The 14,261-nt window shown below is 70.9% G+C and carries 13 protein-coding genes and 1 pseudogene; 7 read left to right on the top strand and 7 right to left on the bottom strand.

Features of this window, described 5'->3' with window-relative positions; translation table 11 throughout:
- Positions 1–113 precede the first annotated feature (113 nt).
- The 3 genes from ACIPK3_RS06190 to ACIPK3_RS06180 all read right to left on the bottom strand — a co-directional run bounded on the left by ACIPK3_RS06190 (position 114) and on the right by ACIPK3_RS06180 (position 3,969).
- A complete protein-coding gene (locus tag ACIPK3_RS06190) occupies positions 114–941 on the bottom strand; it encodes a phospholipid scramblase-related protein (RefSeq protein ID WP_402566884.1) in 828 nt (275 codons plus the stop codon).
- A gap of 66 nt (positions 942–1,007) precedes the next feature.
- The gene (locus tag ACIPK3_RS06185; RefSeq protein ID WP_402566883.1) at positions 1,008–3,059 is read right to left on the bottom strand and encodes a phosphocholine-specific phospholipase C; all 2,052 of its coding nucleotides are present in this window, start codon (positions 3,057–3,059) and stop codon (positions 1,008–1,010) included.
- 238 nt (positions 3,060–3,297) lie between these two features.
- Positions 3,298–3,969 (bottom strand): hypothetical protein, encoded by a 672-nt coding sequence (locus tag ACIPK3_RS06180; RefSeq protein WP_402566882.1) that lies wholly within the window; start codon positions 3,967–3,969, stop codon positions 3,298–3,300.
- A 232-nt stretch (positions 3,970–4,201) separates the two neighbouring features.
- Between ACIPK3_RS06180 and ACIPK3_RS06175 the strand changes: the two genes are divergently transcribed.
- The 3 genes from ACIPK3_RS06175 (at position 4,202) to ACIPK3_RS06165 (ending at position 5,762) form a co-directional block, all read left to right on the top strand.
- Positions 4,202–4,858 carry a helix-turn-helix domain-containing protein gene (locus ACIPK3_RS06175; protein WP_402566881.1) on the top strand — a complete coding sequence of 219 codons (657 nt, stop codon included), beginning with the start codon at positions 4,202–4,204 and terminating at the stop codon, positions 4,856–4,858.
- A gap of 14 nt (positions 4,859–4,872) precedes the next feature.
- The gene (locus tag ACIPK3_RS06170) at positions 4,873–5,436 is read left to right on the top strand and encodes a toxin-antitoxin system, toxin component (RefSeq protein ID WP_402566880.1); all 564 of its coding nucleotides are present in this window, start codon (positions 4,873–4,875) and stop codon (positions 5,434–5,436) included.
- Between the two features lie 98 nt (positions 5,437–5,534).
- Positions 5,535–5,762: a hypothetical protein gene (locus tag ACIPK3_RS06165; RefSeq protein WP_402566879.1), complete on the top strand. Its 228-nt coding sequence runs from the start codon at positions 5,535–5,537 to the stop codon at positions 5,760–5,762.
- A 5-nt stretch (positions 5,763–5,767) separates the two neighbouring features.
- Here ACIPK3_RS06165 and ACIPK3_RS06160 read toward each other — a convergent pair whose 3' ends face one another.
- Together ACIPK3_RS06160 and ACIPK3_RS06155 are read right to left on the bottom strand one after the other, a co-directional pair.
- Positions 5,768–6,454 carry a 4'-phosphopantetheinyl transferase gene (locus ACIPK3_RS06160; protein ID WP_402566878.1) on the bottom strand — a complete coding sequence of 229 codons (687 nt, stop codon included), beginning with the start codon at positions 6,452–6,454 and terminating at the stop codon, positions 5,768–5,770.
- Complete coding sequence (locus ACIPK3_RS06155) at positions 6,402–7,310, bottom strand: metallophosphoesterase family protein (RefSeq protein WP_402566877.1); 909 nt, start codon at positions 7,308–7,310, stop codon at positions 6,402–6,404. Before ACIPK3_RS06155 ends, ACIPK3_RS06160 begins: the two co-directional genes overlap by 53 nt.
- A gap of 314 nt (positions 7,311–7,624) precedes the next feature.
- Here ACIPK3_RS06155 and ACIPK3_RS06150 point away from each other — a divergent pair, with 314 nt between their 5' ends.
- Both ACIPK3_RS06150 and ACIPK3_RS06145 read left to right on the top strand, forming a co-directional pair.
- The gene (locus ACIPK3_RS06150) at positions 7,625–8,746 is read left to right on the top strand and encodes an ATP-grasp domain-containing protein (RefSeq protein ID WP_402566876.1); all 1,122 of its coding nucleotides are present in this window, start codon (positions 7,625–7,627) and stop codon (positions 8,744–8,746) included.
- A gap of 142 nt (positions 8,747–8,888) precedes the next feature.
- Positions 8,889–10,571 (top strand): carbohydrate binding domain-containing protein, encoded by a 1,683-nt coding sequence (locus ACIPK3_RS06145; protein WP_402566875.1) that lies wholly within the window; start codon positions 8,889–8,891, stop codon positions 10,569–10,571.
- A gap of 167 nt (positions 10,572–10,738) precedes the next feature.
- Here the strand turns inward: ACIPK3_RS06145 and ACIPK3_RS06140 are convergent, their stop codons facing one another.
- On the bottom strand, positions 10,739–12,076 hold the full coding sequence (locus tag ACIPK3_RS06140; RefSeq protein ID WP_402566874.1) for a 6-phospho-beta-glucosidase: 1,338 nt from the start codon (positions 12,074–12,076) through the stop codon (positions 10,739–10,741).
- Positions 12,077–12,095: 19 nt separating this feature from the next.
- Here ACIPK3_RS06140 and ACIPK3_RS06135 point away from each other — a divergent pair.
- Positions 12,096–12,548: pseudogene (locus ACIPK3_RS06135) on the top strand (DUF4981 domain-containing protein); the annotation flags it as partial.
- Positions 12,549–12,762: 214 nt separating this feature from the next.
- Complete coding sequence (locus ACIPK3_RS06130) at positions 12,763–13,740, top strand: IS481 family transposase (RefSeq protein ID WP_402567798.1); 978 nt, start codon at positions 12,763–12,765, stop codon at positions 13,738–13,740.
- On the opposite strand, the gene ACIPK3_RS06125 is transcribed toward ACIPK3_RS06130, so the two are convergent.
- Positions 13,729–14,261, bottom strand: a 533-nt coding sequence (locus ACIPK3_RS06125; RefSeq protein ID WP_402566873.1) for a transposase family protein, incomplete at its 5' end; no start/stop codon positions are given. The two genes, ACIPK3_RS06130 and ACIPK3_RS06125, sit on opposite strands and share 12 nt — an antisense overlap.

Raw genomic sequence — 14,261 nt, 5'->3', positions numbered from 1 at the left:
GCCAGGACGCCGTAGGTCCGTCGGCCCCCTCGTGAGGTCACCTCACGAAAGAACGGCGGCCGGTGCGCGCGGGAATCGCGCGCACCGGCCGCCGTCGCCGTGCGGGGGTCCGGTCAGCCCCAGCCCCGCGCGTCCTGCTTCAGCGCGGTGTCCACGGTGAGCGCGGTCGCCACCACGAGGCTCAGCAGCGGCTCGGGCAGCTGGTAGTGGACCTGGAGAACGTAGTTGTCCGCGGTCGTGAACAGCGTCTTGGCGAGGCCTTCCCAGGTCTTGGTGATCCGGGCGACCTCGTTGTCCGCGTGGTCGACGATCGCAAAGTTCCAGGCCCGCCAGTTCTCCGCCTTGATCGCGCCGACCTGCTGGCCGTTCGCGTTCATCGCGAAGTTGATCTTGCCGATCATGTTCTTCTGGACGATCTCGCCGACCTGCGACCCGTCCGGACGCGACACGATCACCCGGGACTTGAAGATCTTCGCCGGGCGGGTCAGCAGCAGCTGCGGCTGGCCGTAGGCGTCACGGATCTCCAGCTTGTGCGTCATGAACTGGTCGAGGCTGGAGACGAACCGGAGGATCTTCTTCAGCACACCCTGGCCGACCTGGACGACCGAACCGATCTCGCGGCCGCCCTGATCCATGACCTTGTACTCGTTGGTCAGCTCGATCAGCTTGGCCTTCTGGTTCACCACCAGGACGGGCTCGGTGAACAGGGTGCCGCCGCCGGGGCCACCCGCGGCGACTCCGGCCTGCTGCACCTGGCGCTGCACCTTGGCGTCAGGGCCCGCCTGATGCGGGACGGCGGCCTGCGGCGCGCCCTGCGGGGCGCCCTGCTGGGCCGGGCTGGTGTGGTCGGTCCACTGCGCGCCGTCCCAGTAACGGAGCGTCTGGGCTGCCCCGTGCGGATCCGGGTACCAGCCTGCAGGAGTGTTCGATTGCGTGGTCACCGGGGCACACTACCCCGAGGTGACCGGTACCTGACCAGCCCGTACTTCACGGTGTTCATCGCCCCGTCACTCCGTGACGATCGCGGGGTCACTGACACCGGCGCACCCGTTCTCGACATGTCCGGCGAACCGCCGCACAAAGGACGGGTCGGCCTCGGAGGTGACGGTGACGTCGTACCAGCGGCGGCTCGCCGTGAGGTCGACCGTGTGCCGCACCGTGGCACCGGGACGCACCCGCAGCGACCGCGAGCGCCCGGTGTAGCCGTCGCCGAGCGTCAGGACGGCCGTGCCGGTGCCGCGGTTGGTGAGGGTCAGTTCGATGTCGTCGCCCGAGTGCCGGGCGGTCACCTCGGGGCCGGCCGTCCGGCCCGGCCCCTTGAAGACGCGCAGGAAGCCGTTCGGGCCGTGCACGGTGAGGTCGTACGACCCGTTCGAGTAGGCCGAGTTCCATGTGTCGGAGATCCGCTTGCCGGCCTCGGTGGTGTAGCTCCAGGGGCCGTCCGTGCGGTTGCCGGAGGTGATGAGGAAGGCGGCGCCGGCCTTCGGGCCGGAGGCGAAGGTCAGGGTGAAGGTCCCGGCCCTGCTGTCCGCCGAACCGTCCACCAGGGGGGCGTAACGGAGCGGGCGGGTGGGCCGGTGTCCGCGCTCCTGCTTGGGCAGGGCGGGGTCGGCGGGCGGCTTCGGCACATAGTCGGGGTGCCGGTCGTGGTCCCTCGGCTGGTATCCGGCCGTGTCCGGCAGCCGTACCGGCCGGGCGTCCGTGCGGGAGAAGTCGAACGCGGTGGTCAGGTCACCGCATATCGCGCGCCGCCAGGGCGAGATGTTGGGCTCGCGCACACCGAATCGACGCTCGATGAACCGGATGACCGAGGTGTGGTCGAAGGTCTCGGAGCAGACGTAGCCGCCCTTGCTCCACGGGGAGACGACGAGCATCGGGACCCGCTGGCCGAGGCCGTAGGGACCGGCCACATGGCCGGCGTCGCCCTTGAAGAGGTCCGGGCCGACGTCGACGGTGGACCTGCCCTGCGCGGCGGAGGACGGCGGGAAGGGCGGGACGACGTGGTCGAAGAAGCCGTCGTTCTCGTCGTAGGTGATGAACAGGGCCGTCTTCGCCCAGACCGCCGGGTCGGAGGTGAGCGCGTCGATGACCTGGGAGATGTACCAGGCGCCGTAGTTCGCGGGCCAGTTGGGGTGCTCCGTGAACGCCTCGGGAGCGGCGATCCAGGAGACCTGTGGCAGCTTTCCGCCTCGCACGTCGGCCTTCAGCCGGTCGAAGAAGCCCTCCCCCTTGCGGGCGTCGGTGCCGGTGCGGGCCTTGTCGTGGAGCGGGTCGCCGGGCTGGGCGTTCTGGTACTGCTTGAAGTAGAGCAGTGAGTTGTCGCCGTAGTTGCCGCGGTAGGCGTCCTTGATCCAGCCCCAGGAGCCGCCCGCGTCCAGGCCGTCGCCGACGTCCTGGTAGATCTTCCAGGAGATCCCGGCCCGCTCCAGGCGTTCGGGGTAGGTCGTCCAGGCGTAACCCGCCTCGTCGTTGCCGAGGACCGGGCCGCCGCCCTGGCCGTCGTTGCCGGTGTAGCCGGTCCACAGGTAGTAGCGGTTCGGGTCGGTCGAGCCGATGAACGAGCAGTGGTAGGCGTCGCAGATGGTGAAGGCGTCGGCGAGTGCGTAGTGGAACGGTATGTCGTCGCGGTTCAGGTACGCCATGGTCGTGGACCCCTTGGCGGGCACCCACTTGTCGTACGCGCCCTGGTTGAAGGCCGCGTGCCCGTCGTTCCAGCCGTGCGGCAGGTCCTGGATGAAGGCGAGCCCCAGGTCGTCGGCGTCGGGGTGGAAGGGCAGGACGTCCTTGGTGCCGTCCGACTGGTGCCAGACGGACCTGCCCTTCTGCGGGGACGCCGGGCGCGGGTCGCCGAAGCCCCGGACGCCGCCGAGCGAGCCGAAGTAGTGGTCGAACGACCGGTTCTCCTGCATCAGCACGACGATGTGCTCGACGTCCTCGATCGATCCGGTGCGGTGATGCGCGGGCAGCGCGGCGGCCCGCTGGACGCTCCCGTTCAGTGCGGTGAACGCCGTTGTGGCGCCCGCGAGTTGGAGGAATCGGCGGCGGCTTGCTTCGGTCATGGCTGACGGACCTCTCGTCCTGACGTACGGGGGTGGCCACAACGTGACACATGGTGCGCGTGCGAGTGTTCCAACCGCGGCGAACGTCCGGGAAGGGTCCGGTGACGTAGGCGTGAAGGCCACCGGTACATGAGTGGTTGGGGGCAGTCCGTGGCGGCCCGGTCGACGCCCGCGCCGGCCGTGGGCGCGTGCCGAGAAGTCGGCCGGATTCCGCCCGCCCCGGGAACCGAGGGCCGGGTCAGGCGTCCCGTGCCGGTACGACGGTCAGGTGGGCGGCCGCGCCACGCGGACGCCGGGTGCGGCGGGGGGCCGTGGCGGGGCGGCGGGGGTCGCGCACCACCAGGGTCAGCCGCGTGAAGCCCATGGTCTGAAGCATCTTGGGGGTGTCACCGACGATGCGGCACTCGGTCGCGCCCCAGCGCGGGTCGGGGTGCAGCAGGGGCCGGACGGAACCGTCGTACTCCAGGGCCGTCTCCCCCATCACCCGGATCCAGTGCGGCAGACCGTGCCGGTAGGCGGCCTCCATGATGGGGTCCTGGGCGATCTCCCGGCGGATGGCCTGGAGTTCGTGGTCGTGGCCGTACCGCTCCAGAGCCGCCTTGAAGTGCGCCAGCATCGGCAGGCACCAGCGGGGCTCGTGCTCCCCGAGCACCGTGCCCGCGTCGGGGTGGAACAGTACGAACCGCAGGAGGTTGTCGCACGGCATGGCGGTGGGATGCGGGCCGACACCGCGGAACAGGGCCTCGAAGGCGCTGTTGGCCAGCACCACGTCCCAGCGGTGGTCGAAGACCACGGACGGGAAGGCGACCGCCTCCAGCAGCGTGGCGTAGTCCTGGAGATACGCCTGGGCCTCGAGGCCCCCGGGGACGGGCCGCGGCGCCCGCCGCTGCCCTCCTGCCTGATATGCCATCGGGAGGTCACCCCTCTTGCCTATGCGGCCTTCACGCGGCGAAGTGATCCTGCTGCCCCGACGAGAGTGATGTCAACTATCGTGGCATTCCATGCCGGTTGACGGCTGAAATTGGCCACAGTTGTGGCGAGACCTGGATGCGGGTTCGAACCACCCGCTACTCTCCGGGAAGTTCACGGCAATCCCTTGTGAGAAGCCACTGAAACCCCTGAGAGACGTAGGAGTTCTGTCGGTGACGGATGGCTACGAGGATCCGGGCGCCACGGCGAACGCCCAGTTGCCGGCCGTCGCCGCCCGCGTCTCCGCGCTCGCCGACCGGCTCGGCGTGACGCACCCCGAGGTCTTCGACATCGCACGGCTGTCGGTCGCCAGCGGCGTACCCGAACCCGTGGTCAAGGCCCTGCTGAGCGGACGGCCCGCGGGTGAACCGGACGTGCAGGCGAGATTCCTGCAACGGCTCGATCTGCTGCGCCGCACCCGGCTCAAGCCGAACGGGCGCCGGTACACCCAGCAGGAGATAGCCGACGGCGCGGGCATGTCCCGGCAGCAGGCGGGCGCCCTCATCAACGGCGACCGGCGCCCCACCATGGAGCACTGCGACGCGATCCAGCGCTTCTTCCGGGTGCACGCCGGTTTCCTCACCGCGGAGGACCCCGAGGCGCTGGCGGGCGCCCTCCAGCGCAGCGAGCAGGAGCTGTTGCAGAAACTCGCCGACCGGGAGCGGGCGGCGGCCGACCCGGCGGAGGATCCACTGGAACGGCTGCTCCAGGACCACGGTGTGCGCGGAATCGCCTGGCGGGCCGCGCAGCTGCCCACCGACCAGCACCGGGACAAGGTCGCGGAGTGGCTGGACATGCTCCTGGAGAGCGTCAAGCGGCCCGACTCGTGAACCGGGGGAGGACAGTGAGCATCGGCAAGGACATGCGCAGGCTGTGCGGCGAGCTGGTCGGGGAGCTGACGCTGCCCGCGCCGGTGCCGCCGGACCACCTCTACGCCGCGCTGTGCGAGGCGATGAGCCGCCGCCGCGGCCGTCCCGTCCGTTTCCGTACGGCGGTCTTCCCGCCGGGTACCGCCAGTGGGCTGTGGCTCGACATGACCGAGCAGGACCTCATCGTCGTCGAGGAACGCACCGCGCCGGACCATCAGCTGGTGATCCTCGGCCATGAGCTGTGGCACATGACCGCCGGGCACGGCAGTCACCACGTCGAAGGCGTGTCCGTCGCCACCCGGCTGCTCGGCGACGGCGTCGAGACGGACCGGGCGGCCCTCCAGGCGACCGTCCAGCGGGCGGCCGCCCGCACCCGCTTCGACCTGGACGAGGAGCGCGACGCGGAGACCTTCGGGCTGCTGCTGGCCAGCAAGTGCCGTACGCTGCTCGCCGGTTCGGCCCAGCGCGGCCCGGTCAAACGGGACCATCTGGCGGGCCGTATCGAGGCGTCGCTCGGGTATCTGAGGCCGCAGGGCTGACGCCGGGCGGGGCCCCGTTGTCAGTGCCGGGCGGCAAGCTGGAAACGCGCGTCCGACGGGCGCGCGCGACCTTGCAGCCGAACGGGGAGAGCCGACCGATGCCCACCGCCGTACTGACCGACCGTGAGCGCACCGCGGTACGAGCCTATCTGCGACTGCTGCACACGGTGCGCGCCGCCTTCGACGGTCCGCCCGGGGGCGCGCGACCACCCGCCGTCCCGCCGTCCGTGCTCGCCGAGGCCGAACAGGCCCTGGCGGACGCGGGCCTGACGGGCAACGAGGAGGAGTTCTTCCAGCTGCTGCGCCTGTGGTGCCCGCACCCGTGAGCGGGTCAACCGTCGGCGTGGGGCACGGCGACGGCTGTCGTGACGACGCCCTGCCGCACGCTCCAGCGGCCCTCGAACCGCTGCACGCGCCGGTCGCCCACCCAGGGGCCGGGGACGAGCAGTTCGGCATGCAGCCGGCCGTGCGGCGGTTCGCCGGGGTCCGCGTGGAGCTGGATGTCGGCCTCCGAGAAGTCCAGCCACTTTCCGGTGAGGGGGAACCACGCCTTGTAGACGGACTCCTTGGCGCTGAACAGGATCCGGTCCCAGTGCACGGCGGGGCGCTCCTCGGCGAGCCGGCGCAGCCGCTCGCGCTCCGAGGGCAGGAAGACGTAGGAGACCACTTCTCCCGGGAGGGGTTCGTCGGGTTCCGCGTCGATGCCGAGGGAGGCGAGGTCTGCGGCCCGCACCAGGGCCGCGGCGCAGTAGCCGTCGCTGTGGGTCATGCTGCCGACCACCCCGTCCGGCCAGCGCGGGGCTCCGCTGTCGCCGGGCACGATGGGCTGCGCGGGGACGTCCAGCTTCTCCATCGCCCGCCGGGCGCAGAGGCGCACCGACGAGAACTCGCGGCGGCGCTTGGCCACCGCGCGAACCATGAGCGCCTCCTCCTCGGGATAGAGCGGGAACTCCTGGATCGCGTCGTCACCGCGCAGTTCCACGGCGACGACCGAGTCCGGGAGCAGCTCCTCGATCAACGGATCCGACCTCCATCGGCAATATGCGGCGCAGCTTTCCCGGGGGTTCCGGGCGCTTGCGCCACTCGCGGGGATATCCCACGGACACCTCCTCGAAGCGGACGCCGTCGAGCCAGGTGGTCCGGGGTATGTGCAGATGACCGTAGACCATGGTGTCGACCCGGAATCTGCGGTGCCAGTCGGCGGTGAGCCGGGTTCCGCACCACATGGCGAACTCGGGGTACCACAGCACGTCGGTGGGATGCCGGTCCAGCGGATAGTGGTTGATCAGCACGGTGGGCAGGTCGTCCGGGATCTCGGCGAGTCTGCGTTCCGTGGCGGCGACCCGGGCACGGCACCAGGCCTCGCGGGTGGGGTAGGGGTCGGGGTGCAGCAGGTACTCGTCGTTGCAGACGATGCCGGTGCCGTGCGCGTAGGCGAGGCCCTCCTCCTTCGTCGCGGATCCGGCCGGCAGGAACGAGTAGTCGTACAGGAGGAACAGCGGGGCGACGGCCACCGGGCCGCCGGGGCCGTCCCAGACGGGGTAGGGGTCCTCGGGGGTGATGACACCGAGGCCCCGGCACATCTCGACCAGGTAGTCGTACCTGGGGACGCCGCGCAGGGTGACGGGGTCCTTGGGGTGGGTCCACAGGTCGTGGTTGCCGGGCACCCACAGGACCTTGCGGAAGTGGCCGGTGAGGGTCTGGAGCGCCCAGCGGATGTCCGCCACGGTCTCCGCGACGTCCCCCGCGACGATCAGCCAGTCGTCGTCCGTCTCCGGGCGCATCGCCTCGACGAGCGCGCGGTTCTCGGCGTATGCGATGTGCAGGTCGCTGATGGCCAGCAACCGCCCGGCACCACCCGCCGTCGACTCCACCCCGTGCCCCCTCCTGATCAAGCCAGTGCCCACACGAGAACACACGCACCCGCACCGGTACAAGGGCGAACCAGGACGAGTGGCGTCCGGCGGCGGAAAGCGGGGAGCGGGAGGGCGGCGGGAGCGGGGAAGAGGGCGGCGGAGAATCCGTAACACGCGCGTTGCACGCCGGGCCCTTTGAAACCCGTATGATCCGACCGACACCACCGCCCCCGAACCTCCCTTCGCACAGGGCGTTTTGGCGTCCCCCCAAAACATCCCTTCCCGGGCACGGGCTGCTCCGCCCTGCCCGGAATCCCCGAAAGGCGGCCTGCATGGTCTCTCGCGTACGCGTCTGGCTGAACCGCACGTACGCGGAGAACGTGTTCTTCATGGATCAGCTGCGGCACAATCCCAGCGACCGGGCGGTCGAGATCCACGCCACGCACGGCGACGCCGACTCGCCCGTGCTGGCCGCCGCCGACACCGCCGACCTGGAGCCGGAGGGCCTGTCCCCGGCCGCTTACGTCGAATACGCCCTGGACCAGTGCGCGCGGCGCGGCATCGACGTGTTCGTGCCCCGGCTGCACCAGGGGGCCGTCGTGGCGCACCGCGCCGAGTTCGAGGCGGCCGGTACGGCACTGCTGGCGCCGACGCCGCAGGCGGTGGCCGTCTTCGAGGACAAGGCGACGGCATACGAGGCGGTCCGCTCGGTCGGCGTGCCGGTACCGCCGTGGTGGCGGGTGCGGACGGCGGACGAACTCGTCGCGGCCGTGGAACGGCTGGAGGCGGACGGCCACAAGGCGTGCTTCAAGCCGGCGTCCGGTGCCGGCGGGGTGGGCTTCCGGGTGATCACGCGCGCCCCGTTCTCCCTGCTCGACCTGGACGGCTTCCCGGGCCCGCAGGTGCAGCTCGATCTGGTGGTCGAGGCGCTGGAGCGGTCCGGGGAGTACGTGGACTGGCTGGTGATGCCGCGTCTGGGGCAGCCGGAGGTGTCGGTCGACTGCCTCACCGGCCCCGACAACCGTGTCCGGCTGGCCGTGGGCCGCACCAAGCATGGCCGCCGCCGCGGCTTTACCCTGCACGAGCAGTGGCTGGCGCCGGCACGGCTGATCGCGGAGGGCTTCGGACTGCACTATCTGTCCAACATCCAGTTCCGGATGTACGGCGACCGGCCGGTGCTGCTCGACGTCAACACCCGTCCGGCGGGCGGCCTGCACCAACTCGCCCTGTGCGGGGTCAACGCGCCATGGGCGGCGGTGCGACTGGCGCTCGGGGAGGATCCCGGCGTGATCGAGGCGCCGTTCCTGGGCCAGGACTACACAGTGGTCGCCGGGTCGCGTCCACTGCGTCCGGTGACGATGCCCCAGCAGCGGACGGGGGACGCGGAACCGCTGCTCCCGGCGGTCCCCGCGCCGACGCCCCGGACCGCCACCGCGGCCGCCCCGGCCCTGTAGCACCGGTCTGGACCAATCACGGCGCAGCCCCTTGACACCGTGATTGGTCCAAACCAACTTGGTTGCGCGCCACTTCGTATTCCCCGCACTCCCCTGCACTCCCGAAGCACTCCCGAAAACCCCACTTCTTCAGGGAGATCGCGTGCGCAACACACTCGGACGACTCAGACACCGCCTGCTCGCCCTGACCGGGGCCGCGGCCCTGGCACTGGCCGGAGCCATCGCCCTGCCCGGTACGGCCCAGGCGGCCAACATCCTCACCAATCCCGGCTTCGAGTCGGGCGGCCTCTCCCCCTGGACCTGCTCCGGCAACCTCGGCTCGGTGGTCTCCTCCCCCGTCCACGGCGGCTCCCGGGCCCTGGCCGGCGCGGCGACCGACAGCGACAACGCGCAGTGCGCCCAGACCATCACGGTCAAGCCCGACACCGCCTACACGCTCAGCGGCTGGGTGCGCGGCTCCTACGTCTTCCTCGGGGTCACCGGCGGCCCCTCGACCTGGACCACGTCCCCGTCGGCCTACAGTCGACTGACGGTCTCCTTCACCACCGCGGCCGCGCAGACCAGCGCCACCGTCTACGTCCACGGCTGGTACGGGCAGGGCACCTACCAGGCCGACGACATCGGCCTGGACGGGCCGGGCGGCGGAGGCGGGGGCGACACCCAGGCACCCACCGCGCCCACCGGCCTGGCCTCGACCGGCAAGACCTCGTCAAGCGTGTCCCTGAAGTGGAACGCGGCCACCGACAACACCGGCGTCACCGGCTACGACGTCCACAGCGGCTCGGGCCAGGTGCTCAGCGTGTCCGGTACGACCGCCACGGTCGGCGGGCTCGCGCCGAGCACGTCGTACTCCTTCACCGTGAAGGCACGCGACGCGGCCGGGAACACCTCCGCGGCCTCCAACTCCGTGTCCGTCAACACGAACGCGGGCAGCGGCGGCAGCGGCTTCAAGCAGGCGGCACCGTACCTGTACGAGGGCTGGGGCGACCCGCCGAACCCCGGAACGGTGATGAGCGCGACCGGCGTCAAGTGGTTCACGATGGCGTTCGTGCTGGACTCCGGCGGCTGCACCCCCGCCTGGGACGGCAGCCGGGCGCTGACCGGCGGCGTCGACCAGAGCGCGATCAACCAGATCCGTTCCGCGGGCGGTGACGTCGTCCCGTCCTTCGGCGGCTGGCAGGGCAGCAAGCTCGGCGCCAACTGCTCCTCCGCGAGCGCGCTGGCCGGAGCCATCCAGAGGGTCGTCGACGCCTACGGCCTCAAGTCCGTCGACATGGACATCGAGAACACCGACGAGTTCGAGAACGAGGCCGTGCAGGCGAGGATCCTCACCGCCCTGAAGACGGTCAAGGCCAACAACCCAGGTCTGCGGACCATCGTCACCTTCGGCACCTCGACCACCGGCCCGACGTACTACGGCAACCGGCTCATCGAGCAGGCCAAGTCGCTCGGCGCAGACATCGACGTGTTCACCATCATGCCGTTCGACTTCGGCGGCGGCTCCGACATGTACGGCAACACCGTGGCCGCGGCCGAGGGGTTGAAGGCCAAGCTCAAGTCGACGTTCGGCTGGGACGACGCCACCGCCTACGCCCACATCGGCATCTCCGGCATGAACGGCCTGTCCGACCAGCAGGAGACAACGACCCCGGCGATCTGGACCAGCGTCCGCGACTGGGCCGACTCCCACCACATCGCCCGGCTCGCCTTCTGGTCCGTCAACCGCGACCGGCCCTGTCCGGGCGGCGGTGTGGTGAGCAACTGCTCCGGCATCAGCCAGAACAACTGGCAGTTCACCTCGATCACCGCCGGCTTCACCGGCTGAACGGAGCGGCCCCGGAAAGGTATTTTCCGCGAGGGTGTATCAGGGGCCGGGCAGCGAACTCATATAGGTGAGAAACAACGGGGGAACGGGGGATCCCACGGGGGAACGGGGGATCGGGCCGGCCGGCCGCTGTCACGGGGAGCGACCGGCCGGCCCGAATGACTCGCCTACCGAAGGTAGGCCAGTCCCGGGTGAACGGCGGTGTAGCCGTCGACCAGCCTGCGGGCCACGTTCACCGAGTCGACCAGCGGATGCAGTGCGAACGCCTGCACCGCCCTCGCGCGCGACCCCGACTCCGCCGCCGCGAGCACCTCACGCTCGACCGCCTTGACCGCGCACACCAGTCCGGTGGCGTGACCGGGCAGCGGGTCGACCGCGACCGGATGGGCGCCGTCGGCGTCGACCAGGCAGGGAACCTCGATGACGGCCTCGGCGTCCAGCGCCGACAGGGCCGACCGGTTGCGTACGTTCAGGATCAGCGTCGTACGCTCGTCGCGGGCAATGGCCCGCATCAGCGCGAGCGCGACCTTCTCGTAGCCGCCGGACAGATCGTCGGCGTCGCGCTCGCCCGCCCCCGCCGTCTCACGGTTCTCGGCCATGTAGGTGGCCTCGCGTTCGGCGCGGGTGCGGTCCCAGGCGGCGAGGGCCGGTGCGCCCGGGTCGCGCAACTCCTCGTAGAAGCGGGCCTGCTGGTCGTGCAGGAAGGCGCCACGGGTCCGTTCCGCCCGCTGGTAGGCGTCGACCGTCTCCCGGTTGAAGTAGTAGTAGTGCAGGTACTCGTTGGGCACCGCGCCCAGGGACCGTACCCATTCCGCGCCGAACAGCCGGCCCTCCTCGAAGGAGCCCAGCAGGTCGTCGTCGGCGAGCAGGCGCGGGAGTTCGTCGCGTCCCGCGACCCGCAGGCCGCGCACCCAGCCGAGGTGGTTGAGGCCGACGTAGTCGATCCACGCCCGGCCCGGATCCGCGCCGAGCACCCGGGCGATACGGCGGCCGAGGCCGACCGGTGAGTCGCAGATGCCGATGACACGGTCCCCGAGGTGGCGGGACATCGCCTCGGTCACCAGACCGGCCGGGTTGGTGAAGTTGATGAGCCAGGCGTCGGGCGCGAGGCGGGCCACCCGGCGGGCGATGTCGACCGCGACCGGGACGGTGCGCAGACCGTACGCGATGCCGCCCGCGCCGACCGTCTCCTGGCCGAGGACCCCCTCCGCGAGCGCCACCCGTTCGTCGTCGGCCCGGCCCCGCAGCCCGCCGACACGGATCGCGGAGAAGACGAAGTCGGCACCGCGCAGCGCGTCGTCCAGGTCGGTGGTGGCCCCGACCGCCGGGGCGTCGGGCACTCCGGCGGCCTGTTCGGACAGCACCCGGGCGATCGCGCTCAGCCGCGCGTCGTCCGTGTCGTGCAGTACGACCTCGGTGACCCGCCCCTCCGCGCGGTCGGTCAGCAGCGCCCCGTACACGAGCGGCACCCGGAATCCGCCGCCGCCCAGAATCGTCAGCCTCACGCCGTCACCCTACGTCGGCGAGCGGTCCGCGCGGGTTCAGGGCGGGTTCATCCGGGAGTTCCGGAGGCACGGGATGCTGCGACGCGTGAGCGACGCGACCATCCACCACCTCGTCTTCCGCACGGACGTGCGGATCGGGTGCTTCCGGCACGAGGGGATCGTGCTCGGCAATCATCGGCGCGTGCGGGGGTTGGGCGGGCTGACCGGCCGGTGGGAGCTGTCGCTGGCGGACGGCAGGACGCTCACCGGGCCCGCCGAACTGCCGGACCTGCGGCCCGGTGAGACGGCGGCCGTGCCGCTGCCCTTCGCGATACCGCAGGACGGCGGCGAGGCCTGGCTGACCCTGCGGCTGACCACCTCCGAGGACCTGCCCCGGGCACCGCGCGGCACCGTGGTGGGCCTGGCCCGGCTGCGACTGCGCGGCCCGGGCCCGCACGAGGCCGCCCTCGCCCCCTCGCCACGCGTCCCGGTGGCCGTCGGCGGCAACGCCGTCTGACGTGGCCTCCTGCGTCCAGGTCCGGACGACAGGATCCCGCGTCCGCGGCCTGGCCCGTTGAAGTCGTTCGTGTGGAGGTCGGCCGCCTAGGTGTATTGATCACGAGCGTTGTTGACACGAACGGGGCTTGATCATGGCGAAGACCTCCGGTGTGGTGGAGGTGTCTAGGCTTCACCGCACGGAGGTCTTCGTGTCCCACCGTAATGCCCGGCTGACCGTTCACGGCAGACGGATCCTGGTCGAACGTGTCCTGTCCGGCCGCCCCGTCGCGCACGTGGCCGCGGAGATGGGCATATCCCGTCCCACGGCCCACAAGTGGGTTCGCCGCCGGCGGACCGAGGGCGACGCGGGCCCGCACGACCGCTCGAGCAAGCCCCGCAGCACCCCGCACCGCACGCCGCCGGTGGTCGAGACCGAGGTGTGCCGGCTGCGTTCCGAGCGCAAGCTCGGCCCGGCCCGGATCGGCCCGATCCTGGGCCTTCCCGCCTCCACCGTGCACCGGATCCTTCTCCGGCACGGCCTGAACCGACTGGCCTGGCTCGACCGGCCCACCGGCCGGCCGATCCGCCGCTACGAACGCGACCGGCCCGGCGAACTGGTCCATGTCGACATCAGGAAACTCGGCAACATCCCCGACGGCGGCGGCCACAAGGTCATGGACCGCCGCACCGCGATGGACAACAAACCCACCACCACCGACCAGCGCAAGAGCTGCAAGCCGGTCATCGGCCACAGCTACATCCACTCGGCCGTAGACGACCACTCCCGCCTGGCCTGCAGCGAGATCCTGCCCGACGAACGCCAGCACACCGCCATCGCCTTCTGGCAGCGGGCGAACGCGTTCTTCGCCACCCATGGCATCACCGTCGAACGCGTCCTGACCGACAACGGATCCTGCTACAAGTCCAAGCTCTTCACCCAGACCCTCACCACGGCCGGCATCGCCCACAAGAAGATCCGGCCCTACCGGCCCCAGACCAACGGCAAGGTCGAACGCTTCAATCGCACCCTCCTCGACGAGTGGGCCCACCTGCGGCCCTACACCTCGAACGACGAGCGGACAGCGGCCCTGGCAGACCGCGCCGAACGGCCGACCAGTGGCTGCCAGGGATCCTTTGCCGAGGCGGAGCTGCACGAACTTAGGGCTCGCAGAGAATCAACATGCTGACTTGATCTCTGTGGGGTTGCTGTTTTCGAGGAACGTGGTGATGTCAGCGGGCGTCCGGAACCTGGCTGTCGAGGGTCGAACCGTGCAGCCGTCCTCGGCGAGGAGGGGCTGGACTTGGTGAATGGCCCTGGTGAGGGTGCTGCCGTTGACTCCGAAGAGCTGGGCGATCAGGTCTCGGGTGCCAAGTCTACGCAGGTAGAGCACGGTAGCCAGGAGTCTGTCGGCGGTGGTCAGCTTGTCCTTGGCGCCGGCTCCGCGAGCCCGGATGCGGTCACCTCCTCGCTGCCGGGACCGCCCGTGTTCACGTAGCTCCTCGAGTCTCTGGGACAGCTGGTCGACCAGTGCGTCCAGCGCCGGCTCGGTCATGCCGGTCAGTTCCGGGTTGCGGAGACCACCAGCGCGGGACTGCGAGGGCAGGCCCTCGGTCGGCCGCGGGTCCTCGGCCGCGCCGGCCGTGTCGCGCAGTTGTGGGTGGAGGGTGTAATTCCAATCGCCGTGGAAGCGGTGCCGGTGCATGGGCA

Source organism: Streptomyces sp. NPDC086787 (assembly GCF_044745865.1).
Taxonomy (GTDB): Bacteria; Actinomycetota; Actinomycetes; order Streptomycetales; family Streptomycetaceae; genus Streptomyces.
Note: the sequence above shows the minus strand (reverse complement) of the source record. Positions and strands in the feature narration are given on the sequence as shown.

Coding starts and splice junctions, on each gene's coding strand:
- ACIPK3_RS06180 (WP_402566882.1), bottom strand. CDS start 3,969: ATGGCATATCAGGCAGGAGGGCAGCGGCGGGCGCCGCGGCCCGTCCCC.
- ACIPK3_RS06150 (WP_402566876.1), top strand. CDS start 7,625: ATGGTCTCTCGCGTACGCGTCTGGCTGAACCGCACGTACGCGGAGAAC.
- ACIPK3_RS06185 (WP_402566883.1), bottom strand. CDS start 3,059: ATGACCGAAGCAAGCCGCCGCCGATTCCTCCAACTCGCGGGCGCCACA.
- ACIPK3_RS06165 (WP_402566879.1), top strand. CDS start 5,535: ATGCCCACCGCCGTACTGACCGACCGTGAGCGCACCGCGGTACGAGCC.